The organism is Stutzerimonas kunmingensis (assembly GCF_900114065.1).
In the GTDB taxonomy this organism is placed as follows: domain Bacteria; phylum Pseudomonadota; class Gammaproteobacteria; order Pseudomonadales; family Pseudomonadaceae; genus Stutzerimonas; species Stutzerimonas kunmingensis.
On record NZ_FORS01000004.1, the window covers coordinates 60,939 to 83,115 of the forward strand.

The following is a 22,177-nucleotide window of genomic DNA, read 5'->3' on the forward strand; positions in this document are numbered from 1 at the left end:
GTTACGTCCAATACGCGGGCGGCTGTACCGCGACGCTACCCGACCACGGCCAATAGGCTTTGTACGATAGGCTGCCGCAGCCGCGCGACGTCATACCTTGTACAAGTAGAAATCAGCAATGAACGAAATCAGCCGTACCGCCCTGCGCCCCCTCAGTGATAGCTCGCCTTCGACCGTCGTCGCCGGCTTCATCGCCATGCTCACCGGCTATACCAGCTCGCTGGTGCTGATGTTCCAGGCCGGCCAGGCAGCAGGCCTGAGCACGGCGCAGATCTCTTCGTGGATCTGGGCACTGTCGATCGGCATGGCGATCTGCAGCATCGGCCTGTCGCTGCGCTATCGCACGCCGGTGGTGGTTGCCTGGTCGACGCCCGGCGCGGCCCTGTTGATCACCAGTCTGCCCGGCGTGCCGTACGCCGAAGCCATCGGCGCCTTCATCTTCGCCTCGGCGCTGATTGCCCTGTGCGGCCTGACTGGAAGCTTCGATCGGCTGATGCGACGAGTACCGGCATCGCTAGCTGCCGCGCTGCTGGCGGGCGTGCTGTTCAATATCGGAAGCGAGATTTTCCGTGCCGTCGAGGTTCAGCCGGTGCTGGTGCTCGGCATGTTCTTCAGCTACCTGCTGGCCAAGCGAATGCAGCCCCGCTACGCCGTGCTCGCTGCTCTGCTGGTCGGCTGCCTGATCGCCGGTATTTCCGGCCTGCTGGACTTCCAGCGCTTCAGTCTGCAGGTCGCGGTGCCGGTGTGGACCACACCGGCGTTTTCCCTCGCGGCGATCTTCAGTATCGGCATCCCGCTGTTCGTCATCGCCATGGCTTCGCAGAACATGCCAGGCCTGGCCGTGCTGCGTGCCGAGGGATATCAGGTGCCGGCTTCGCCACTGATCTCAACCACCGGCATCGCTTCGGTACTGCTGGCGCCGTTCGGCTCCCACGGCATTCATCTGGCGGCGATCACCATGGCCATCTGCGCAGGCCCAGAAGCTCATCCCGACCCGCAAAAACGCTATACCGCAGCTGCCTGGTGCGGCGTGTTCTACGGCATTGCCGGCATCTTTGGCGCAACCCTGGCCGCGCTGTTCGCCGCCTTCCCGGCGGCATTGGTGTTGTCCGTCGCCGCGCTGGCATTGCTCGGCTCGATCGGCTCGGGGCTGACCCAGGCGATGCAGCAGCCCGACGAGCGAGAGGCAGCGCTGATCACCTTCATGGTCACGGCGTCGGGGCTGACGCTGTTCGGTATCGGCGCGGCGCTGTGGGGATTGATCGCAGGTGTAACCACCTTGCTGATTCTGCGCCGCCGTAACTGAGCGGCGCTGAAAGGGGTGCCCGGCCAGACAGCGCCGGGCGCGCCGTCAGATCGCCGTCGCCCCGCCATCTACCGCCAGCGCATGACCGGTAGTGAAGGCGGCGCTGTCGCTGCACAGGTACAGCACCGCGGCGGCAATCTCTTCGACCTTGCCGATGCGCCCGACTGGGTGCATGGCCGCAGCGAACTCCGCCTTGCGCGGGTCGGCCTCGTAGGCACGGCGGAACATGTCGGTGTCGATCACCGCCGGGCACACCGCATTCACGCGAATCTGCTTCTTGGCGTACTCGATCGCTGCCGACTTGGTCAGGCCGATCACCGCATGCTTGGATGCCGCGTAGATGCTCATCTTCGGCGCAGCACCGAGACCCGCAACGGACGCGGTGTTGACGATGGCGCCACCACCCTGCGCCAGCATGACCGGCAGCTGGTGCTTCATGCACAGCCAGACGCCCTTGACGTTGACGCCCATGATCGCGTCGAACTCCGCCTCGCTGCCTTCGGCCAGGCGTCCCTGCTCGATCTCGATGCCGGCATTGTTGAAGGCATAGTCGAGCCGCCCGTACTGCGCCAGCGTCTGCTCAATGAGCGCCTTGACCTCCGCATCGCGCGTGACGTCGCAGCGCACGGCGATCGCCTGGCCGCCAGCAGCACGAATGCTTTCTGCGCCATCGCGAATCCCCACTTCGTCGATGTCGGCCAGCACCACCTTGAGGCCCTGCTCGGCGAACGCCTGCGCGGTGGCGCGACCGATTCCTGCTGCTGCGCCGGTAACCAGGGCAACCTGCCCGGAGAATGTCATGCTCATGATTGTTCTTCCCGAAGAATTCGACTCACCTTGCGCCCGCAAAATGACCGCGCAAGGCTTCCCGGTCGAACTTATACCGCTATGCGCTCGCGCATTTAACTGCCGGCACGGTCATATCACCGAACTGGATGCCCGTTCATTCCAGCCTGCTGACGTAGCTTGCGGCGCGGCGCTGGCCGGGCTAAACCAAACCTTTCGCAAACACGAGGCTTATTCCATGACCCTGCTCAACCAGCAATTCCTGCTAGCCCAGCGGCCGATCGGTGCGCCGACCCGGGAGACCTTCGACTACGTCGAGAAGCCGGTGAGCGAGCCTGGCCCCAATCAGATTCTGGTCAAGGTCGAATACCTGTCCATCGACCCGGCCATGCGCGGCTGGATGAACGACGCCAAGTCCTACATTCCGCCGGTGGGCATCGGCGAAGTAATGCGCGCTCTCGGCGTCGGCAAGGTGATCGCCTCGCAGCATCCTGACTACAAGGAAGGCGACTATGTAAACGGCGCGCTGGGCGTGCAGGCGTACTACCTCGGCGAGCCGAAGGGTTTCTACAAGGTCGACCCGCAACAGGCTCCGCTGCCGCGTTACCTGTCCGCGCTGGGCATGACCGGCATGACCGCCTACTTCGCGCTGCTTGCGGTTGGCCAGCCCAAGGCCGGCGAGACCGTGGTGATCTCCGGCGCCGCCGGTGCGGTCGGCAGCGTTGCCGGGCAGATCGCCAAGATCAAGGGGTGTCGCGTGGTGGGTATCGCCGGCGGCGCGGACAAGTGCCGCTTCCTGACCGAGAAACTCGGTTTCGACGGCGCCATCGATTACAAGAATGAAGACTTGGCAGCGGGCTTGAAGCGTGAATGCCCGAAAGGCGTGGACGTGTTCTTCGACAACGTCGGCGGCGACATCCTGGATACGGTGCTGCAGCGCATCAGCGTCGGCGCGCGAGTGGTGATCTGCGGCGCCATCAGCCAGTACAACAACAAGGAGGCGGTGAAGGGCCCGTCCAACTACCTTTCGCTGCTGGTCAACCGCGCGCGAATGGAAGGCATGGTGGTGACTGACTATGTCACTCGCTATCCCGAGGCGATGCGCGACATGGCCGAATGGCTCGCGAGCGGCCAGCTCAAGAGCAAGGAAGACATCATCGAGGGACTGCAGACCTTCCCGGACACGCTGATGAAGCTGTTCACCGGCGGCAACTTCGGCAAGCTGGTGCTCAAGGTCAGCTGAGCAACTGCCCGCTGCGAAAAAGGCTGAGCCGTGAGGCCCAGCCTTTTTTCGTCATGCCAGCTCGGCCACCACGGCTGCCAGCGCTTGCGCTGGATCGGCTGCCTGCGCGATCGGCCGGCCGATCACCAGATAATCGGAGCCTGCAGCCATGGCCTGGGCCGGAGTCAGGATGCGGCGCTGATCGTCCTGCGCACTGCCGGCCGGACGAATACCCGGTGTGACCAGCTGTAGCGCCGGGAACTGCGCCTTGAGCGGAACTGCCTCCTGCGCTGAACAGACCAGTCCATCCAGCCCAGCCTGCGCAGCCAGCCCGGCCAGCCGCAGCACCTGCTCCTGCGGTGCGATATCCAGACCGATGCCAGCGAGATCGTCCTGCTCCATGCTGGTCAGCACGGTGACACCAATCAGCAGCGGCGTGGGTCCGGCCATACCAGAAAGCGTGTCACGGCAGGCCGCCATCATCCGCAGACCGCCGGAGCAGTGCACGTTGACCATCCACACGCCCAGCTCGGCAGCGGCCTTCACCGCCATCGCGGTGGTGTTGGGAATATCGTGAAACTTGAGGTCGAGAAACACCTCGAAGCCCATTCCCTGCAATGCCTCGACCACCGCCGGACCGCAACGCGTGAACAGCTCCTTGCCGACCTTGACCCGGCAAAGCCGCGGATCGAGCTGGCGCGCCAATGCCAAAGCAGCATCACGGGAGGGAAAATCGAGCGCTACGATAATCGGAGTCTGGCAGGTCATGACACGTCCTCGGAAAAGTCGGCGCGCATTGTCGCAGAAAACACCGCGCGCGACGAAAGCCTCCCTGAGGGGTCAGAATAGCTATCGCAACGCCGATAGTGACCACCCTGACGCAGCCACGTAGAGTGCGGCTCGTCACTGTCGCCCAACCGCCCGGAGGAAAAACATGCCCTGGTATTTCTGGCTTATTCTGCTCGTCGCGCTGGGCTCGATCGTCGGTAGCCTGCTGATGCTGCGCTCGACGGCAAAGAAGATTCCCCTGACCGAAGAACAGAAAAAACGCATCGCTCAACGCAATGCCGAGGCGGACGCGCAGGACTCCCGCGACCGCTAAAAGTCGATAGAACGCAGTCGCTCGAGCCAGTGGTCCGCGCAATTTACGATGATTTTGCCGAGCGGTAGTGGCACCATGCCGCCATTGCCGCGATCCAATGCAGTGCTGGCAGGAATCCCCTCATGCAAACTCTCCTTCCCGACGATGGCCCGGTAAAACCGAAGGCCGCCTCGATTTTCGCTCGCCGCATTCTTCCTGGCATGGTCGCCGTACTGGTCATCGCCCTCATTGTGGCCGCTGCCGCACTCATCCACATTGCCCGGAGAATCGATCAGGATGCACTGCAGCAAAGCCACTTCCTCGTAGGCAAGGCGCTGCAGGCACAGCACGACTGGATGAACCGCTCCATCGTCGACTATGCGTTCTGGGGCGACGCCTACATGCATCTCAACAGGCAGGTCGACCTCGACTGGGCTTATACCCAGGCCAATCTCGGCCCATCCTTGTACAAGGACTTCGACTACGAGGTCGTGCTGGTCATCTCTCCGGCAGGCGATACGGCCTATTCCGTAGTTCGCGGCGAACTCCAGACAATCGACGGTTTCGAGTTTCTCCACGGTTTACCGCAACTGCTGGCGCGGGCCCGGGAAGCTGTCGAGGAGGAATCGGGCGTCTCCGCCCTGCTCTGGGCTGACGGTCAGCCGGCGCTGGTCGCCGCAGCCGCGCTGACCACCGGTGGTACGGATATCGACGAGGACGAAGGGCCGGCGTCGATTCTGTTGTTCGTCGACCTGCTGGACGCCGAGCGGCTGGCGGAGATCGGTGAGCAGTATGCGATCGAGCATCTGCGCCTGGCTCCAGACTCAACGCCAACCGATGATCCGCGCATCGAGCGGCCTCTGGAGAATGGCTCGACCATCCAGCTCACCTGGACGCCGGCGCAGCCGGGGCGCCTGCTGCTGTGGGTTACCCTGCCAATCCTCGCGGCCGTGGCCCTGGGGCTGGGGCTGCTCGCCTGGTTGCTCATTCGCCATGCCTTGCGCAGCCTGCACTTGCTCGACATCAGCTATGCAAGGCTGGCCGCCAGTCGCAGCGCGCTGGCGGAAAGCGAGGAGCGGTTTCGCGATGTCGCCGAGGCCGCTTCCGATTGGATCTGGGAAACCGACGCGCAAGCTCGGCTGACCTTCCTTTCCAATCGCTTTCGCCAGATCACCGGACACGAATCCAGCCAGTGGCTGGGCCGCCCGTTGCTCGAACTGCTGATCAGCGACAGTGCCGTGCTGCAGAACTGGCTCCAGGCACCACAGGTCGCGCCACTGCGCAGCAGCTATCGTGCCGCCGATGGCTGCGAGCGTTTCTGCCGGCTGGCTGCCCGCGCCATCCATCAGGACGACAAGCTGGTCGGCTATCGCGGCACCGCCAGCGACATCACCGAGGAAACCAAGGCGCAGGCTCGCGTTCAGTATCTCTCTCAGCACGATGCCCTGACCGGCCTGCCCAACCGCAGCCGGCTGTGCGACTACCTGGATCAGAATCTGGCGACGCTTCGTAGCGGCTCGGCACTGACACTGCTCTACATCGACCTGGACCGCTTCAAACCGGTGAATGACACCCTCGGTCACGCCGCTGGCGACGAAGTACTGATCGGCGTGGCATCCCGCCTGCGCCAACACACCCGCGACGGCGACCTCGTGGCGCGGCTGGGCGGTGACGAGTTCGTCGTCGCGCTCCACCGGATGAGCGAAGACACCGATATCGACCGTCTCTGCAACCGCATCATCGAGGCCCTCAGCGCGCCCTTTGTCTACGAAGACCAGCAGATCAATATCGGCGCCAGCATCGGCGTCGCCCTGGCGCCCGACGATGCCAACCAGGCCAACGAACTGCTGCGTTGCGCCGACATTGCGCTCTACCAGGCAAAGGAAGCAGGCCGGGGAACCTGGCGTGCCTATGGCCGGGAGATGGATCAGCGGCTGCACGAGCGGCTCCAGCGGGAAGAGGAACTGCGCGTCGCGCTTGCCGAGCAGCAGCTGGAGGTGTACTACCAGCCGCGCTACCTGAGCCAGGGCATGCAAATCATCGGCGCCGAGGCACTGGTGCGCTGGAATCACCCCGAGCGCGGGCTGCTACAGCCGGAGCAGTTCATTCCACTGGCCGAAGAAACCGGGCTGATCATTCCGCTCGGGCGCTGGGTGCTGCATCAGGCCTGCAGCCAGGCGACCCGCTGGCCAGGCGATACGGTCGTCTCGGTCAACCTCTCGCCATTGCAGCTGCATGATGATCGGCTGCTCGATGAGATAGCCCATGCGCTCGGCGAGAACGGCCTGCCAGGGGAGCGGCTGGAACTGGAGGTTACCGAGAGTGCACTGCTACGGGAAACGCAGGGCACGCTGGACCAGCTCAAGCGGGTCAAGGCGCTCGGCGTGCACCTGGCCGTGGATGACTTCGGCACGGGCTACTCGTCGCTGACCAGCCTGCGCCACTACCCCTTCGATGTGATAAAGATCGACAACAGCTTCGTAGCCGGTATCGGGCAGTCGATGGAAGATCATTCGATCGTACGCGCCTTGATCGAACTGGGCCGCGGCCTGCAGATGCGCGTGACGGCCGAGGGCGTGGAAACCGAGGAACAGCTGCGGCTGCTGAAAGACGACGGCTGCACCGAGGTGCAAGGCTTCCACATGAGCCACCCGATGCCGGCCGATGAACTGCAGCGGCTGCTATCGCAGCTGCCAGCCAGGGACTAAAGCGCAGGGCCGGGGAACGCATGCACCTCAGCGCTTGAATTCGAGGCGAATCTCCGCGCCCTCGATGAGTTCCTCGTCTTCTGCCTCGCCGGAAATCAGCCGGCCGCCGATCTGCATCGATCGCGACGGCCCGCCACCCTCGAAAAGCGGCGGTAACAGCCGCATCGATTCATCACCCGGCCCTGGCGCCAGCTCCTCGAGCAGTTCCTCGGGCAAGCGCAGATCGAGTTCCGGCTCGGGCAGTTCGACCTTCGCTGACGGCGGCGTGGAGCGCTTGGCCGTCGATGGCTGCGGCGCCGGGGCAGGTGCCTCTACCTCGGGAACGGGTTCGGGCAGGCTGATCTCCACTTCCGGCGGCTCGGCATCGGACGTTTCTTCGATTGGCGCCAGCTCAATATCGAGATCAGGCGGCACCTCTTCCTGCTCGACGATACTCTCCGGTTCCGAGGGCTGCTCGACCGGCGCGGGCGCACGCGATGAGGTCGATTCGTCGTCCCCGCATCCCCCCAGCAAGGCCAACGACAGCAATAACAACAGCGGCCTTCGCATCCGATCGCTCCTTACAGCGGCAGGTTTGGGGCGCTACTGGGCATCCCGGCACAGTTCCGAAGCCAGCTGCCCGAGTGTCCGCAGCGCCCGCTCGGTCTCGTTATTCCAGGGCAGCCCACAGTTGAGACGAATGCAGTGGTTGAATTGTTCAGTGTTGCTGAAGATGAGTCCCGGCGCGATGCTGATCCCCCGCTCCAGCGCCCTGACGTGCAGGTCCTGGGTATTGACCCGCACCGGCAGGCTGACCCAGAGGATGAAGTTGCCCTTGGGGCGCGTCATCTGTGTGCCTTCCGGGAAGTAGCGCTGTACCGCCAGCTGAAACGCGCTGAGATTCTTGCGGTACTCCTGGCGGATGGCACGCAGGTGTCGATCGTATCCCCCGTTCTCCAGATAAGCCGCCACACCCATCTGAGTGACACTGCACGCCGAATGGGTGCTGAAGGTCTGCAGGCGTTCGATCTCGGCCTGATGGCGCCCGGCGATGACCCAACCGATCCGCACCCCTGGCGAAAGCGTCTTGGAAAAGCTGGAACAGTAGATGACACGGCCGTCCCGATCATTGGACTTGAGCGCCTTGTACTGGCCCTGATCGAACATCAGCTCGCCATAGATATCGTCCTCGACGATCTGGATGTCGAAACGCGCCGCCAGGCTCAGCAGCTGCTTCTGGCGGTGGTCAGGTATGCTCACGCCCAGCGGATTGCTCAGGCGCGCGGTCAGCACCAGGGCCTTGATCGGCCACTGCCCTGCCGCAAGCTGCAGCGCCTCAAGGCTCATTCCGGTATCCGGGTCGCTGGGGATCTCGATGACCTTCAGTCCGAGCAGATCGGCCAGTTGCAGCAATCCGTAATAGGTCGGCGACTCGGCGGCGATGAGATCGCCCGGCTTGGTCAGGACCCGCAGTGACATCTGCAGCGCGTCGACGCAGCCGTGGGTGATGACGATCTCGCTCGAATCCACCACCACACCGGCATCGCGCATGCGAATCGCCACCTGGCGGCGCAGAGGCTCGTAGCCCGGGCTGAACATGTAGCTGAATGCCCGAGGGCTGTGAAACCGCGTGACCTTGGCCAACTGCTGGTGCAACGCCCGCACCGGCAGATAATCCACATGCGGCACGGCCGCGCCCAGCGGAATCAGCCCCTCACGGCGCGACTCGCTGAGCACCTGATTGATGATGCTGCTGCGGGTGACCAGTTTCGGCCGCTCGACCTGGGCAATATCCGGCGTCGGCGCAGTGAGTACGGGCGTCTGGTGGACGTAGAAGCCGGACTGCGGGCGCGCACGGATCATGCCCTGATCTTCGAGATTGGCGTACGCCTGCAACACCGTGGCGTGGCTGACACTCAGCTGTCGGCTCATCTTGCGTACCGACGGCACGCGCTCACCGGGGCGATATACGCCGCGCCGAATATCTTCGGCAAGCTGCTGGGCAATGCGCTGATAGAGCAACAGATTGGTCATCTCGCCGGTCTCCTGCCAACTGAACCGTAACAGTAGCGCACTGCTGGAGACCCAGACCAATACAGTTAGGTCACGTCTAGGCGAAACAGTCTGCTCAGATGGCCGCGCGACTAACGGTCGGGACCGAGATTGCCTTCCGCGTCGGAGAACAGGATCTCAACGCGACGGTTCTGCGCGCGACCGCGGGCCGAGGCGTTCTCGGCCAACGGAAAGCGCTCACCATAGCCGCGCACCTCTACCCGCTCGGCAGCGACGCCAAGATTGATCAGCAGATCCGCCACCGTTTGCGCCCGCGCCTGCGACAGCGCGAGATTCTCCTGGGCATCGCCGCGGCTGTCGCTATACCCCTCGATGCGAATCTTGCGCTGCGGATTGAGCTGGAGGAAATGCACCAGCTTGAGCAGGGTGCGATTGGCCGTGTGGCTGAGCTCGGCACTGCCGGCACGAAACAGCACGTCGCCCAGCGTCATGACCATGCCGCGATCGGTTTCGCTGGCAGCCAGGCTCATCATCTGGTCTTCCAGCCAGCGACCCTGTTGCTCGGCGGTCATCAACCTGGCGTCCTGCAGCATGCGCCGCAACCGGTCGCGCTCCATCTCCAGGCGCGCGACCTGTTCCTGATGCTGCAGAAGCTCACCCTGCCTCGCGGCGATTTCGCTGTAACGCTGACTCAGGTAGGCGTAATGCCGGGCGTCGGCGGCGCCCCCCCAGTACTGGTTGAAACGCTCGGCGCGTTGCTGCGTCTCGAGCGCACGCTGAACATCCTTCGGCGCGCTGCGCTGGACCATACTGTCTGCCTGAATGCGTTGCAGCGCCGCAGATGCGCGGTTCAATTCGAGCTCGGTCTGCGGCGTCGAGCAACCAGCCAGTATCAGCCCAGCCAGGGCTATCGCAAATCCACTTCTCACCTGGCCTCCCCCAGCAACTGCCGTAGCCGCTGAATGCGACGATTCAGATCGTCGATCTGCGCCTCGCGCTTGTCCTTCAGAACCCTGCTCTCCGCCAGACGAGCATCCAGCTCCGCTTGCTCGCCCAGCAGCCGGGCTTTGCGATTATCACCTGCCTCGAGTGCCTCCTGGGCCTTGCTCAACTTGCTTTCGGCCAGCACCAGCTCCTCGTACGCATCAGTTGCGCCTACGGAGCGTGCCTGCGCCAAGGCCTGCGAGCTCAGGCGCAGTTGTTCTGTCGGGGCGGGATCACTGGCACAGCCAGTCAGGAAAACCAGGACCAGAAATGGGCTGGCGAAAAGTCTTTTCAACACGGCGAGTCCTACTTTTTCGAAGCCTTTGCCCGCTCTGACTGCTGGTTCTTCCAGACGGTCAGGTTGTGCGCCACCAGTTGCTCAGGCACACCGGCGGCGCGCAATTCTGTCATCTTCCGCGCCAGTTGTCCGCGCAGCCAGGGATCATTGCAGGCGGAGTCGTGCGAAATGGCCAGGTGCATATCCCGGCCTACCACTGGAGGTTCGAGACGCTGCACCTTGTCCAGCAGCCCCAATGCATCAGCCGCCGCGACTGCACTGTACCGCTCATGCAGCAAGTAGTCGCCATTGCCCGCCACGATCCGCTTCAGCCCCTGAGCGAGGTCGGCGACCGGCTGCAATTGCAGGTGTTTTTTCGCGAAGGCGTCGAACTCGCTACCGAAGCGGCTGGTGCCAGCGATCAAGCCGGTGTGGCCTCCCAGATCTTCACGGCTGGCATAGAAGAAGCCGGGCTCATTGCGTACCCAGGCGACGGTCTGCAATTGCAGGATGGCCGGGTGGACGAAATCCAGTTCTTCGAGTCGCTGCACCGTCAGTGTCGCATCGGCCAGTACGTCGACCCGGCCACTGCGCACCTCTTCGAGCGCTTTGGTTCGGTCACCGGTGTAAAGCAGGTCCAGTTTCAGATCGAGCGAGTCGGCGATCTGCCCGAGCAGGTCCGCATTGGCCCCGATCAGACGCTTCGGGTTCTGCGGATCGCGCCAGAGAAAGGGAGGGTTGTCCGCTGCGCCAGTCGCCACCAGACGGTCGCACTTCCCCGCTGCCGCTGCCGTGAATGGCGTTGCCAACACCAGCGCGACCATGGCCAATTTCAACGGAAAAGCGAAACGCATGAAGATCCCCTTATTGCGCGAGTTAACTGATGCTGATCGAAGTTCGCCGATGGTACACCGGCGAACCCGCCCATCGCCCATGAAAAAACCCGCTACATGAGCGGGTTTCTTCAACAGCAATCAGCTTCAGACGAGCTTTTCCAGCTCCGGCACGATCTCGAACAGATCGCCCACCAGGCCGTAGTCGGCAACCTGGAAGATCGGCGCTTCCTCGTCCTTGTTGATCGCGACGATCACCTTGGAGTCCTTCATACCCGCCAGGTGCTGGATGGCGCCGGAGATACCCACCGCGATGTACAGCTGCGGTGCGACGATCTTGCCGGTCTGACCAACCTGCATGTCGTTCGGCACGAAACCGGCATCGACCGCGGCACGGGAGGCGCCAACAGCCGCGCCGAGCTTGTCGGCCAGCGAATACAGGTGCTTGAAGTTCTCGCCATTCTGCATGCCGCGACCGCCGGAAACGACGATCTTGGCAGCGGTCAGCTCGGGACGATCCGACTTGGCCAGCTCTTCACCAACGAAAGCCGACTTGCCGGCATCGCCAGTCCCGGAAATCCGCTCGACCGCAGCCGAGCCGCCGGTGGCATTCACGGCATCGAAGCCGGTGGCACGTACGGTGATGACCTTGATGGCAGCGCTGGACTGCACGGTAGCGATGGCGTTACCGGCATAGATCGGGCGCTTGAAGGTATCGGCGCTTTCAACCGCGATGATCTCGGAGATCTGATCGACATCCAGTTGAGCGGCAACGCGTGGCAGGAAGTTCTTGCCGTTGGTGGTGGCAGCGGCCAGTACATGGCTGTAGTTCTTGGCCAGACCAGCGATCAGCGGCGCGACGTTCTCCGGCAGCTGGTTGGCGTAAGCCGCGTCGTCAGCGACCAGTACCTTGGCTACGCCTTCGATCTGCGCGGCTGCTTCGCCGATGGCACCGCAGCCGCTGCCGGCAACCAGTACGTGGATGTCGCCACCGATGGCTTTGGCGGCGGCGACGGTGTTCAGGGTAGCGGCCGCGAGGACGGCATTATTGTGTTCAGCGATAACCAGGATAGTCATTTAGATTACCTTCGCCTCGTTCTTCAGTTTCTCGACCAGTTCAGCCACGGACTTGACCTTGATACCGGCGCTGCGAGCAGCCGGCGCTTCGACTTTCAGGGTCTTCACGGTAGACGTGGTGGTGACGCCCAGTGCATCCGGGGTCAGCGTCTCCAGCGGCTTCTTCTTGGCCTTCATGATGTTCGGCAGCGACGCGTAGCGCGGCTCGTTCAGACGCAGGTCGGTGGTGACGATCGCCGGCAGGCTGAGCGCGACGGTCTGCAGGCCGCCGTCGATTTCGCGGGTCACGTTGACCTTGTCGCCAGCCACTTCTACCTTGGAGGCGAAGGTGCCCTGGGCATAGCCGGTCAGCGCACCGAGCATCTGCCCGGTCTGGTTGTTGTCGCTGTCGATCGCCTGCTTGCCGAGAATGACCAGCTGCGGCTGCTCCTTGTCGACCACGGCCTTGAGCAGCTTGGCGACAGCCAGGGAGTTCAGTTCGTCGTTGGACTCGACCAGCACGGCGCGGTCGGCGCCCAGCGCCAGCGCGGTGCGCAGCTGCTCCTGGGCAGCGGTCGGGCCGATGGAGACGACAACGATTTCGCTCGCCACGCCCTTCTCTTTCAGGCGTACGGCTTCTTCCACGGCAATTTCGCAGAAGGGGTTCATCGACATCTTGACGTTGGCGAGGTCAACGCCCGAATTGTCCGCCTTGACGCGAACCTTGACGTTGTAATCGACCACTCGTTTGACAGCTACAAGAACCTTCATGGATTCCTCGTTACTCTCCGGTGAATAGAATTCCGCCGAGGCGAACCGAGCCTTGCTCGTGGCTTGGGTTTTGATAGCCGCTGCCCTGTTCGGCGAGTGCAAACCGTCCGTATCTTGACCGCAGGCCGCGGACGGGGTCAACAACGCATATGACCCGTCATAACGACGCGGTTCGGGCGATTCTAACAGGCTTCCAGAAAATTCAAACAAACGTTTGTATTGGACCGATTCGAGCGTCTATATATAATGCGCCGGCCCGGCTCGGTCAGGGACCGATCACAGCCCTCCACCACTTATATAACAACCAAGCCCTGAGTAGGAGAAAGCCCAATGGAACGCGAATACATGGAATTCGACGTTGTCATCGTCGGCGCCGGCCCTGCAGGCCTATCCGCAGCCTGCCGCCTGAAGCAGAAAGCCGCCGACGCTGGTCAGGAAATCAGTGTATGCGTCGTTGAGAAAGGCTCCGAAGTAGGCGCCCATATTCTATCCGGCGCAGTCTTCGAGCCGCGCGCACTGAATGAGCTGTTCCCTGAGTGGAAAGAGCTCGGCGCCCCGCTCAACACGCCGGTCAAGCGTGACGACATCTACCTGCTCAAGACCGCCGAAGCCGCCAGCAAGCTGCCCAATGCACTGGTCCCCAAGACCATGCACAACGAAGGCAACTACATCATTTCCCTCGGCAACCTGTGCCGCTGGCTGGCCCAGCAGGCCGAGAACCTGGGTGTCGAGATCTACCCGGGCTTCGCCGCTCAGGAAGCGCTGATCGACGAGAACGGCATCGTGCGCGGTATCGTCACCGGTGACCTTGGCGTCGACCGCGAAGGCAATCCGAAGGAAGGCATGTACACGCCAGGCATGGAGCTGCGCGCCAAGTACACGCTGTTCGCCGAAGGCTGCCGCGGTCATATCGGCAAGCAGCTGATCAACCGTTTCCAGCTCAACGCCAACGTCGACCCGCAGCACTACGCCATCGGCATCAAGGAACTGTGGGACATCGACCCGGCCAAGCATGAGCAGGGACTGGTCGTGCACACCGCAGGCTGGCCGCTGAACGACGAAAACACCGGTGGTTCCTTCCTTTATCACCTGGAAAACAACCAGGTGGTCGTCGGCCTGATCGTCGACCTGTCGTACAGCAACCCGTATCTGTCGCCGTTCGACGAATTCCAGCGCTACAAGCACCATCCGGTGATCAAGCAGTATCTGGAAGGCGGCAAGCGCGTTTCCTATGGCGCACGTGCGATCGCCAAGGGCGGCATCAACTGCCTGCCGAAGATGGTATTCAACGGTGGTGCACTGATCGGCTGCGACGCCGGCACCCTTAACTTCGCCAAGATCAAAGGCAGCCACACGGCGATGAAGTCCGGCATGCTGGCTGCCGAAGCCGCTGCGGACGCACTGCTGGCCGGACGCGAAGGTGGCGACGAGCTGACCGCGTACGAAGAGGGCTTCAAGTCCAGCTGGCTGTACGACGAGCTATACAAGAGCCGCAACTTCGGCGCTGCCATTCACAAGTGGGGCGCAATCAAGGGCGGCGCGTTCAACTTCATCGATCAGAACATCTTCGGTGGCAAGATCCCCTTCACCCTGCACGACACCAAGCCGGACTACGCCTGCCTCAAGACGGCTGCAGAGTCGAAGAAAATCGACTACCCCAAGCCGGACGGCAAGCTGAGCTTCGACAAGCTCTCCTCGGTATTCCTCTCCAATACCAACCACGAGGAAGAGCAGCCGGTTCACTTGAAACTGACCGACCCGAGCATTCCGATCGAAAAGAACCTGCCGATGTACGACGAGCCGGCACAGCGTTACTGCCCGGCCGGCGTTTACGAGGTCGTGAGCAACGACGATGGCAGCAAGCGCTTCCAGATCAACGCGCAGAACTGCGTGCACTGCAAGACCTGCGATATCAAGGACCCGGCGCAGAACATCACCTGGGTCGCGCCCGAAGGTACCGGCGGGCCGAACTACCCCAACATGTAAGACCATCAAAAAGGCTCCCTCGGGAGCCTTTTTTGATCATGGGTAACGAAACAGCCGGCGCACTACTCAGCGGCGCCAATCGGGAAGAACGTCCCGCCACTCCACACACCGAGGTAATCCTTGCCATCTACCTTGCCGGGCACCGCCAGCTCCACAAGCTCATAAAACACATTGCGATGAATCAGTGCCTCGAGGTTGGCACGCACATGCACATATGGCGCCGGCTCCTGCGTTTGCGGGTCGGTGACAACGCGCAAAGGGTGCTCTTCACCAGCCTCGACCTCGTCCTCGACATTGGTGATAAAGCGCAGGCTTTGCGTCTCACCCTCGCCACTGACTTCCAGCCGGACCGCAACGAAAGGCGCATCTTCGACCTGGATACCGACCTTCTCTACCGGTGTCACCAAGAAGTAGTCGTCGCCGTCGCGGCGAATCACCGTGGAAAACAAACGCACCATTGCCGGCCGCCCGATCGGCGAACCCTGATAGTGCCAGGTCCCGTCGCGCGCGATGCGCATGTCCAGATCGCCACAGAACGGAGGGTTCCACAGATGCACCGGCGGCAACCCTTTCTTCTTCCCGCCAGCGGACAGCTGCGCAAGCAGATCCCCAGCCTTGCCTGTATCGGTCATTCGGTCCTCCTCGATTGAATGAGGTAATCGCCTGTTCCCGATACTGCCACATCGCTCAACGTGACAGGCCCAACAACCGACGAGCATAGTCCTGCAGTGGCGGACGCAAGAGTTGCTCCGGCTTGGCATCGTAGATGCCGAGCACGCCGCCACGATTACGAATGCGAGCGGTATCGACCAGATAGCGAGTTCCGGTTTCCACCAGCATCAACTGCACCACGCCGGAATCGACACCAAGGCGATCCAGTGCGCGCTGATCGTTCAGCTCGTCGAAACTGCCGATGCGATCATCAGCCGCGGCAAACCGCAGATACAGCAGATAATGCGCGCCCATTGCCGACGCTTCGGCCATTGCCTCCTCGAGCCCGAGCGGGCCACGTGCTCGACGAACCATTGGGAAGTACTCGACAAACCCGCTGAAGGCCTCTTCGGCCACGACGTTCGGCCGCGGGTATGCGTCTCCGGGCGGCACGAAATGTCCCTGCGCGATATAGATGAATGAGTCCGGCTGCAGGCGCCAGGAGTTGGAACGACGGGTTTCGCTGTGATCCAGAATTCCGGCATCGCGAAGGTGATAACGGGTACCCTCCGCCATGTCGCTGACCTTCATGCAGCCAGAAAGCATGAGCAATGCAAGCAAGCCAGGCACTGCCAGTAACAGAAATCGCATGGAACTCACCTCATAGGGCCGGCGACGAAAAACCGACGATTCGACAGCAAATGCAGCATCCACGCCACTTCCGAGGCGAGCCGGTTCAGCTGGAAGCTCTCGACTCCCTGCTCGAACGAGGCGGCTAGAGCCCTCGCTGCCACTCCTGACGCAACGGAGCGTTACGCGGGTCTTCGATGGCCTCACGTACCCGACGCAGCAGGCCCGGCTTATCGGCACCCAAAATGCCCTTGAGCACCAGATAATTGGACGCGTGATCGCTGCGAAAAACCGTATCGGTCAGCTGCAGATCCTCCAGCAACCACTCCAGCTCGCGAAACAGATCGGCCGGCACCAACGGCTCGAAATCCTCGAAGGTTTGCCGAAAACGCGTTTCACCCTGCGGAAAACTGACCACCAGCGTGGACAGAAACTCGGGCTGCGCTGCATTCATCAGCCGCGCCGAATTGCGTGCGTGCTGGCGACTCAGTTGGCGACCGCCAAGCCCGTTGAGAATCATCACCGAGCGTGCGATGCCCGCCGCCCCCAGCTTATCCAGCGCGCTGAGCGTCGATTCGTAGGTCTCACCCTTGTTGACCAGCGCCAGCACCTCATCGTCGCCGGACTCGGCGCCGACATAGGCCATGCCGAGCCCCGCATCCGCCAGTTCCTGCAGCTCGGCAACCGACTTCTTGCGCAGGTTGCGTGGCAGGCAATAGCTCGAGACACGTTGAACTTCGGGCAGGCACTGGCGGATCTGTTCAAGGATTCTCAACAGCCGGTGGGTCGGCAACACCAAGGCGTCACCATCGGCGAGGAATACACGCTGCACGATCAACTGCTCGCCGCAACGACGGATCTCGTCGAGAACCTCCGCCTCATCGCGAGCACGAAACTTCTTCTGCGGCGCGGTATACATCTCACAGAAGGTACAGCTGTTCCAGGAACAACCATTGGTTACCGGCAGGATCAGCGAATGCGCCTCGCTGGGCGGCCGAAATACCGGCTCGATATAGCGGATGGGAAACTCGCTCACGTTCATTGCGTCCACGCCTGTTCGATCTTCACGCTGCCGCCGATTCAGTCACGCTTGCGCTTGTTGCCCATGCGTACGCCGATATCCATAAGGAACTGGAAGAAGCCGTCCTGATCTTCCAGCACGTTGCTCCAGAACGGCGAGTGGTACAGCGCCACCGCACCATGCACCAGCGCCCAGGCGGCGCAATAGTGGAAGTACGGTGGCACGTCTTCCAGCTTGCCTTCGGCGATACGGCCTTTGATCAACTGGGTCAGATGTTCGAAGTTGGAGGCGCGGATGCTGTGCAGCTGCTCGACCATTTCCGGCACCTGATTGCCCTTGACCACTTTCTCCTCGAGGCGGTCGAACAGCCGATAGCGCTGCGGGTCGCGCATGCGGAACTCGAAGTAGGCGCGCGAAAGCGCTTCCTTGTCGCGGTCCAGGTCGGGAGAGTGGAGGATCTGGTTCAGGTCGCGCTCGTAGTCCAGCATCAGCCGCAGGTAGATTTCGGCCTTGGACTTGAAGTGCTTGTAGATCGTGCCTTTGCCGATACCGACCGCATCGGCAATCATCTCGACAGTAACGCTGTCCTCTCCCTGGTCGAGAAAAAGCTGCAACGCGGTATCGAGGATTTCCTGTTCGCGGCGACGAAATTCGCGGACCTTACGAGGTTCATTCTGCATAGGAAGGCTGCTTGAGGTGAAAAACGAGGCAGCCATTATGCCTAACCGGTCATGAAATGCACGGGACATCCAACCATGATTCAAATAAATGACGAATTCCCGCAAATAGTCGGTTTGCGATATCTGAACCATGCTGCCGTCGCTCCCTGGCCCAGGCGGGCCGCTCGGGCTGTGAGCGCCTTTGCCGAGCAGAATGCAACCTTGGGCGCGCGAGACTACCCCGAATGGCTCACGGTGGAAGGCAGCCTGCGCCAACGCCTGACGCGACTGCTCAACGCGCCGAGCAGTGCCGATGTGGCGCTGGTCAAGAACACCTCCGAAGCGCTCTCATTCGTCGCCTTCGGGCTGGACTGGAAAAGCGGTGATCAGATCGTGATCAGCGACGAGGAGTTTCCGTCCAATCGGGTGGTCTGGGAGGCATTGCGGCCGCTCGGCGTGGAAGTCATTCAGGTCAGTCTCAAGGGTGTCGATCCCGAGGCTGACCTCCTTGCAGCGTGTGGTCTTCGGGTACGCCTGATGTCGATCAGCGCCGTGCAATATGCGAGCGGCATGCGGTTGGATCTTCCGCGCCTGGGCGAAGGCTGCGAGCAACGCGGCGTGCTTCTGTGCATCGATGCAATCCAGCAATTGGGCGCCCTGCCCTTCGATGTCCAGCAGAACCGTTGCGCCTTCGCCATGGCGGATGGTCACAAGTGGATGCTCGGCCCGGAAGGACTCGGTGTTTTCTATTGTCGCAACGACCTACGCGAGCAACTGAAACTGCACGAGTACGGCTGGCACATGCTGGAGCACGCCGGCGACTACGACCGTAGCGACTGGGAGCCCGCACGCAGTGCCAGGCGGTTCGAGTGCGGCAGCCCGAACATGCTGGGGGCAATGGCACTCGAAGCCAGCCTGTCGCTGCTGGAGGAAGTGGGGATGGAGCAAGTCGCCAGATCGCTGGACGAGCGAATCGAATGGCTGACTCACGGGATCAGCAAGCTGAAAGGAGTAGAAACCCTCTCGCCAGGCCAAGCGGAGAGACGCTCCGGCATCGTCACGTTCCGCCTCGACGGCTGGCCCAATGCCGCTCTGTTCGAGCGACTCAAGACTGAACAGGTGGTGTGTGCACAACGCGGCGGCGGCATCCGCTTCTCGCCACATTTCTACACGGCGGAGCACGTCATAGACGAAACGCTAGGCGTTTTGCATGACCTGGCTGCGCACTGAAGGCGATCAGCCAGCGAGACATGTATTCCAAATGCGTTTAAAAATCAGCGAAATCCGCCGGCAAACCCGCGGAGCAGCGTTAATACTTGAGTAACTGGCCGGGCAATCCCCCCACTGCCCAGCCAGATGAGGTCGCTAGGATTGCGATTTCATACTCCTAATGGTCTTGGCCCGGCTTCCCTGGAAACCGGGTTTTTTTTGCTCTCAGGTCTGGGGCTGCGCCAGCAAACGAGTCCGCAGCCGGTAGCACAGCCAGAGAAACCCGACCCAGACCGGAATCGCGAACACCGACATGCGGATGCCGGGTAGCCACAGCATGATGACCAGGATCCCGCTGACGAAGGCCAGGCACAGGTAATTGCTCAGCGGGAACCAGAACGCCTTGAAGCTCGGCTCAACGCCCTGGCGCTGCATGGCGCGACGAAATTTCAGGTGCGCAAGGCTGATCATCGCCCAGTTGATTACCAGCGCAGCCACCGCAAGGGACATCAGCAGTTCGAGCGCGCCCTGCGGAAACAGGTAGTTCACCGCCACGCAGAGCAGGGTTACCAGGGCCGACACGCCCACCGCTAGCACCGGGACACCCCGGGCATTGATCTTCATCAGGCTGCGCGGCGCATCGCCCTGCTCTGCCAGGCCGTACAGCATGCGGCTGTTGCAATACACGCCGCTGTTGTAGACCGAAAGCGCAGCCGTCAGCACGACGAAGTTCAGCAGATGCGCCGCCGTATCGCTGCCGATCAGCGAAAATATCTGCACGAAGGGGCTGCCGCTGTAGGGGTCGCCCGCGGAGCCCAGCGTCTGCAACAGCGCGTCCCAGGGATACAGCGCCAGCAGCACCGTCAGCGCGCCTATGTAGAAGATCAGAATGCGATAGACGACCTGATTGATCGCCTTGGGAATCACGGTTTTTGGCTCCGCCGCTTCTGCCGCCGTGATGCCGACCAGTTCCAGTCCACCGAAGGAGAACATGATGATCGCCAGCGCCAGCAGCATGCCGCTGAAGCCGTTGGGGAAGAAGCCACCGTGCGTCCACAGGTTGCTGATGCTTGCCTGCTCGCCCCCCTCGCCACTGACCAGCAGGAAAAGCCCGAGCAGGATCATGCCGACGATGGCGGCGACCTTGACGATGGCAAACCAGAACTCGGCCTCACCGAAAGCCTTGACGTTGCTGAGATTGATCAGATTGATCAGCACGAAGAACGCAGCGGCTGTGGCCCAGGCGGGAATATCAGGCCACCAGAACTGCACGTACTTGCCGACCGCCGTCAGCTCGGCCATGCCCACCAGGACGTACAGCACCCAGTAGTTCCAGCCGGAAAGGAACCCCGCATAACCGCCGCCATATTTGTGTGCGAAATGGCTGAACGACCCTGCGACCGGCTCCTCGACAATCATCTCCCCCAGCTGGCGCATGATCAGAAAAGCGATGAAGCCACCGATCGCATAACCCAGGATCATCGACGGGCCGGCACTTCTCAGAACTCCGGCCGAGCCCAGGAACAGTCCCGTTCCAATCGCTCCGCCCAGGGCGATCAGCTGGATATGGCGATTCTTCAGACCGCGCTGGAGCGGTCCAGTGTGCAGCGTTTCAGCGGTCATACGCCACCTTGTGGATCTTCAGGGCAAGAAAAGCGCCGCTCGTGTCGGCGAGAAAGATGGCAGCGCACCGGACGTGCTGGAACGCATCAATCCTGCGCGACGGCGACGTCAGCTGCGCACCCTGGCCAGCGGGAACAGTGTCTTGAAGTTGGCAGTGGTTTGCTCAGCCAGCGCCTCGAGCGGAACGCCACGCAACTCCGCAACAAACTCGGCGACCTCCCGCACATACTGCGGCAGGTTGGCTTTGCCACGGTGGGGAACCGGCGCCAGATACGGCGAATCGGTTTCGACCAGCAAGCGATCAGCCGGCACTCTGCGGGCCACATCGCGCAGCGCATCGGCATTGCGGAACGTGACGATCCCCGACAGCGAGATATAGAAACCGAGATCAAGCGCAGCCTTGGCCATGTCCCAGTCCTCGGTAAAGCAATGCAATACACCTGCCTGCGGCAGCGCCGCCTCACGCAGCAGATCCAGCGTATCGGCGCGGGCAGCTCGGGTGTGCACGATGACCGGTTTGCCGGTCAGCCTGGCTGCTTCAAGATGCAGCCGGAAGGACTGCTGCTGCATCTGCGCAGCTTCGGGCTCGTAGTGGTAATCCAGACCGGTTTCACCAATGGCAACCACATGCGGGTGCTGGAGCTCGCCAAGCAACCAGTCCAGCACCGGCTGGCTCGTCGGCTCGAGATCCAGAGGATGAACACCGATCGAGCAATCCACGTCGGCATAGCGCTCGGACAGCGATCTGACCGCCGCTGCGTTGTCGGCGCTAACGCCGATGCAGAGGAAATGCCCGACACCGCGCGAGCGCGCAGCGTCCAACGCGGCATCCAGTGAACCGTCATGTGCGGTCAGGTCGAGTCGGTCAAGGTGACAGTGGGAATCTACCAGCATGAAATGCACTACTTGCTATCGCGAAAAAGGGGCGATTGTAGAGCAAATGGCCGGTTGTCAGGAAAGGCCAACGAACACCCTGCCGTCTGGCGAGGGATGACGTTCAGTGACTCAGAGCGTTACATCGTGTGGGTCGGGCGGTCGGATTTGAGCGCACCGGCCAGATAGGTTTCGATCTTGTTGCGTGCGGTACTGTCGCCTTCGTTGAACTGCACGCCAATTCCCGCAGCGCGACTGCCCTGGGCACCCTTTGGGGTGATCCAGACGACCTTGCCGGCAACGGGAATCTTTTCCGGCTCGTCCATCAGGTTGAGCAGCATGAACACTTCGTCGCCAAGCTTGTAGCTCTTGTTGGTCGGGATGAACAGACCTCCATGCTTGATGAAGGGCATGAACGCGGCATAGAGCACCGACTTGTCCTTGATGGTCAGGGACAGGATGCCATTACGCGGACCAAGATTTGCTGGCAGGCTCATGCGGTGTTCCTA

General features: G+C 62.1%; 22 protein-coding genes. 6 read left to right on the top strand and 16 right to left on the bottom strand.

Annotation, left to right across the window (positions count from 1 at the left end; genetic code table 11):
* Positions 1–118: 118 nt before the first annotated feature.
* Complete coding sequence (locus BM275_RS11300; RefSeq protein WP_090521223.1) at positions 119–1,306, top strand: benzoate/H(+) symporter BenE family transporter; 1,188 nt, start codon at positions 119–121, stop codon at positions 1,304–1,306.
* Positions 1,307–1,351: 45 nt separating this feature from the next.
* Here BM275_RS11300 and BM275_RS11305 read toward each other — a convergent pair whose 3' ends face one another.
* Complete coding sequence (locus BM275_RS11305) at positions 1,352–2,113, bottom strand: SDR family oxidoreductase (RefSeq protein WP_090521225.1); 762 nt, start codon at positions 2,111–2,113, stop codon at positions 1,352–1,354.
* 217 nt (positions 2,114–2,330) lie between these two features.
* Here BM275_RS11305 and BM275_RS11310 point away from each other — a divergent pair, with 217 nt between their 5' ends.
* Positions 2,331–3,335 (top strand): NADP-dependent oxidoreductase, encoded by a 1,005-nt coding sequence (locus BM275_RS11310; protein ID WP_023446695.1) that lies wholly within the window; start codon positions 2,331–2,333, stop codon positions 3,333–3,335.
* A 51-nt stretch (positions 3,336–3,386) separates the two neighbouring features.
* Here BM275_RS11310 and pyrF read toward each other — a convergent pair whose 3' ends face one another.
* Entirely contained in the window at positions 3,387–4,082 is a 696-nt protein-coding gene (pyrF, locus tag BM275_RS11315; RefSeq protein WP_041014464.1) for an orotidine-5'-phosphate decarboxylase, read from the bottom strand.
* A gap of 166 nt (positions 4,083–4,248) precedes the next feature.
* On the opposite strand from pyrF, the gene BM275_RS11320 reads away from it, so the two are divergent.
* Positions 4,249–4,416, top strand: coding sequence for a DUF2897 family protein (locus tag BM275_RS11320; RefSeq protein ID WP_014820873.1), 168 nt, complete (start codon positions 4,249–4,251; stop codon positions 4,414–4,416).
* Between the two features lie 122 nt (positions 4,417–4,538).
* Positions 4,539–7,103: a bifunctional diguanylate cyclase/phosphodiesterase gene (locus tag BM275_RS11325; protein WP_090521227.1), complete on the top strand. Its 2,565-nt coding sequence runs from the start codon at positions 4,539–4,541 to the stop codon at positions 7,101–7,103.
* 27 nt (positions 7,104–7,130) lie between these two features.
* Here BM275_RS11325 and BM275_RS11330 read toward each other — a convergent pair whose 3' ends face one another.
* The 7 genes from BM275_RS11330 to BM275_RS11360 all read right to left on the bottom strand — a co-directional run bounded on the left by BM275_RS11330 (position 7,131) and on the right by BM275_RS11360 (position 13,016).
* Positions 7,131–7,652 (bottom strand): hypothetical protein, encoded by a 522-nt coding sequence (locus BM275_RS11330; RefSeq protein WP_090521229.1) that lies wholly within the window; start codon positions 7,650–7,652, stop codon positions 7,131–7,133.
* Positions 7,653–7,685: 33 nt separating this feature from the next.
* Entirely contained in the window at positions 7,686–9,116 is a 1,431-nt protein-coding gene (locus BM275_RS11335) for an aminotransferase-like domain-containing protein (RefSeq protein ID WP_090521231.1), read from the bottom strand.
* A gap of 110 nt (positions 9,117–9,226) precedes the next feature.
* Positions 9,227–10,024, bottom strand: a complete 798-nt coding sequence (locus tag BM275_RS11340) for an OmpA family protein (protein ID WP_090521237.1) — start codon at positions 10,022–10,024, stop codon at positions 9,227–9,229.
* A complete protein-coding gene (locus BM275_RS11345; protein WP_041207346.1) occupies positions 10,021–10,377 on the bottom strand; it encodes a DUF4398 domain-containing protein in 357 nt (118 codons plus the stop codon). Before BM275_RS11345 ends, BM275_RS11340 begins: the two co-directional genes overlap by 4 nt.
* A gap of 8 nt (positions 10,378–10,385) precedes the next feature.
* Positions 10,386–11,210 (bottom strand): substrate-binding periplasmic protein, encoded by an 825-nt coding sequence (locus tag BM275_RS11350; RefSeq protein ID WP_090521238.1) that lies wholly within the window; start codon positions 11,208–11,210, stop codon positions 10,386–10,388.
* 126 nt (positions 11,211–11,336) lie between these two features.
* A complete protein-coding gene (locus tag BM275_RS11355) occupies positions 11,337–12,266 on the bottom strand; it encodes an electron transfer flavoprotein subunit alpha/FixB family protein (RefSeq protein WP_090521241.1) in 930 nt (309 codons plus the stop codon).
* Positions 12,267–13,016, bottom strand: coding sequence for an electron transfer flavoprotein subunit beta/FixA family protein (locus BM275_RS11360; protein ID WP_041014470.1), 750 nt, complete (start codon positions 13,014–13,016; stop codon positions 12,267–12,269). It abuts the gene before it with no gap.
* Between the two features lie 330 nt (positions 13,017–13,346).
* Here BM275_RS11360 and BM275_RS11365 point away from each other — a divergent pair, with 330 nt between their 5' ends.
* The gene (locus tag BM275_RS11365; protein WP_090521243.1) at positions 13,347–15,002 is read left to right on the top strand and encodes an electron transfer flavoprotein-ubiquinone oxidoreductase; all 1,656 of its coding nucleotides are present in this window, start codon (positions 13,347–13,349) and stop codon (positions 15,000–15,002) included.
* A gap of 62 nt (positions 15,003–15,064) precedes the next feature.
* On the opposite strand, the gene BM275_RS11370 is transcribed toward BM275_RS11365, so the two are convergent.
* The 4 genes from BM275_RS11370 to BM275_RS11385 all read right to left on the bottom strand — a co-directional run bounded on the left by BM275_RS11370 (position 15,065) and on the right by BM275_RS11385 (position 17,984).
* Positions 15,065–15,634 carry a DUF1285 domain-containing protein gene (locus BM275_RS11370; RefSeq protein WP_041014472.1) on the bottom strand — a complete coding sequence of 190 codons (570 nt, stop codon included), beginning with the start codon at positions 15,632–15,634 and terminating at the stop codon, positions 15,065–15,067.
* A gap of 55 nt (positions 15,635–15,689) precedes the next feature.
* Entirely contained in the window at positions 15,690–16,304 is a 615-nt protein-coding gene (locus BM275_RS11375) for a DUF4823 domain-containing protein (RefSeq protein WP_014820884.1), read from the bottom strand.
* A gap of 124 nt (positions 16,305–16,428) precedes the next feature.
* The gene (locus BM275_RS11380; RefSeq protein ID WP_090521246.1) at positions 16,429–17,325 is read right to left on the bottom strand and encodes a radical SAM protein; all 897 of its coding nucleotides are present in this window, start codon (positions 17,323–17,325) and stop codon (positions 16,429–16,431) included.
* A gap of 38 nt (positions 17,326–17,363) precedes the next feature.
* Positions 17,364–17,984, bottom strand: coding sequence for a TetR/AcrR family transcriptional regulator (locus BM275_RS11385; RefSeq protein ID WP_003299617.1), 621 nt, complete (start codon positions 17,982–17,984; stop codon positions 17,364–17,366).
* A 75-nt stretch (positions 17,985–18,059) separates the two neighbouring features.
* Between BM275_RS11385 and BM275_RS11390 the strand changes: the two genes are divergently transcribed.
* Positions 18,060–19,193 carry an aminotransferase class V-fold PLP-dependent enzyme gene (locus BM275_RS11390; protein ID WP_090521248.1) on the top strand — a complete coding sequence of 378 codons (1,134 nt, stop codon included), beginning with the start codon at positions 18,060–18,062 and terminating at the stop codon, positions 19,191–19,193.
* 204 nt (positions 19,194–19,397) lie between these two features.
* Here the strand turns inward: BM275_RS11390 and BM275_RS11395 are convergent, their stop codons facing one another.
* From BM275_RS11395 to BM275_RS11405, 3 genes are all read right to left on the bottom strand, one after another.
* The gene (locus BM275_RS11395) at positions 19,398–20,795 is read right to left on the bottom strand and encodes an amino acid permease (protein ID WP_090521251.1); all 1,398 of its coding nucleotides are present in this window, start codon (positions 20,793–20,795) and stop codon (positions 19,398–19,400) included.
* A 108-nt stretch (positions 20,796–20,903) separates the two neighbouring features.
* The gene (locus BM275_RS11400; RefSeq protein WP_090521254.1) at positions 20,904–21,689 is read right to left on the bottom strand and encodes a TatD family hydrolase; all 786 of its coding nucleotides are present in this window, start codon (positions 21,687–21,689) and stop codon (positions 20,904–20,906) included.
* A 119-nt stretch (positions 21,690–21,808) separates the two neighbouring features.
* On the bottom strand, positions 21,809–22,165 hold the full coding sequence (locus BM275_RS11405) for a PilZ domain-containing protein (protein WP_003283656.1): 357 nt from the start codon (positions 22,163–22,165) through the stop codon (positions 21,809–21,811).
* Between the last annotated feature and the right edge of the window lie 12 nt (positions 22,166–22,177).

Excerpts from the sequence above, each read along its gene's own strand:
- BM275_RS11300 (WP_090521223.1), top strand. The coding sequence starts at position 119 with ATGAACGAAATCAGCCGTACCGCCCTGCGCCCCCTCAGTGATAGCTCG.
- BM275_RS11305 (WP_090521225.1), bottom strand. The coding sequence starts at position 2,113 with ATGAGCATGACATTCTCCGGGCAGGTTGCCCTGGTTACCGGCGCAGCA.
- BM275_RS11310 (WP_023446695.1), top strand. The coding sequence starts at position 2,331 with ATGACCCTGCTCAACCAGCAATTCCTGCTAGCCCAGCGGCCGATCGGT.
- pyrF (WP_041014464.1), bottom strand. The coding sequence starts at position 4,082 with ATGACCTGCCAGACTCCGATTATCGTAGCGCTCGATTTTCCCTCCCGT.
- BM275_RS11320 (WP_014820873.1), top strand. The coding sequence starts at position 4,249 with ATGCCCTGGTATTTCTGGCTTATTCTGCTCGTCGCGCTGGGCTCGATC.
- BM275_RS11325 (WP_090521227.1), top strand. The coding sequence starts at position 4,539 with ATGCAAACTCTCCTTCCCGACGATGGCCCGGTAAAACCGAAGGCCGCC.
- BM275_RS11330 (WP_090521229.1), bottom strand. The coding sequence starts at position 7,652 with ATGCGAAGGCCGCTGTTGTTATTGCTGTCGTTGGCCTTGCTGGGGGGA.
- BM275_RS11335 (WP_090521231.1), bottom strand. The coding sequence starts at position 9,116 with ATGACCAATCTGTTGCTCTATCAGCGCATTGCCCAGCAGCTTGCCGAA.
- BM275_RS11350 (WP_090521238.1), bottom strand. The coding sequence starts at position 11,210 with ATGCGTTTCGCTTTTCCGTTGAAATTGGCCATGGTCGCGCTGGTGTTG.
- BM275_RS11355 (WP_090521241.1), bottom strand. The coding sequence starts at position 12,266 with ATGACTATCCTGGTTATCGCTGAACACAATAATGCCGTCCTCGCGGCC.
- BM275_RS11360 (WP_041014470.1), bottom strand. The coding sequence starts at position 13,016 with ATGAAGGTTCTTGTAGCTGTCAAACGAGTGGTCGATTACAACGTCAAG.
- BM275_RS11365 (WP_090521243.1), top strand. The coding sequence starts at position 13,347 with ATGGAACGCGAATACATGGAATTCGACGTTGTCATCGTCGGCGCCGGC.
- BM275_RS11370 (WP_041014472.1), bottom strand. The coding sequence starts at position 15,634 with ATGACCGATACAGGCAAGGCTGGGGATCTGCTTGCGCAGCTGTCCGCT.
- BM275_RS11375 (WP_014820884.1), bottom strand. The coding sequence starts at position 16,304 with ATGCGATTTCTGTTACTGGCAGTGCCTGGCTTGCTTGCATTGCTCATG.
- BM275_RS11380 (WP_090521246.1), bottom strand. The coding sequence starts at position 17,325 with ATGAACGTGAGCGAGTTTCCCATCCGCTATATCGAGCCGGTATTTCGG.
- BM275_RS11385 (WP_003299617.1), bottom strand. The coding sequence starts at position 17,984 with ATGCAGAATGAACCTCGTAAGGTCCGCGAATTTCGTCGCCGCGAACAG.
- BM275_RS11390 (WP_090521248.1), top strand. The coding sequence starts at position 18,060 with ATGATTCAAATAAATGACGAATTCCCGCAAATAGTCGGTTTGCGATAT.
- BM275_RS11395 (WP_090521251.1), bottom strand. The coding sequence starts at position 20,795 with ATGACCGCTGAAACGCTGCACACTGGACCGCTCCAGCGCGGTCTGAAG.
- BM275_RS11400 (WP_090521254.1), bottom strand. The coding sequence starts at position 21,689 with ATGCTGGTAGATTCCCACTGTCACCTTGACCGACTCGACCTGACCGCA.
- BM275_RS11405 (WP_003283656.1), bottom strand. The coding sequence starts at position 22,165 with ATGAGCCTGCCAGCAAATCTTGGTCCGCGTAATGGCATCCTGTCCCTG.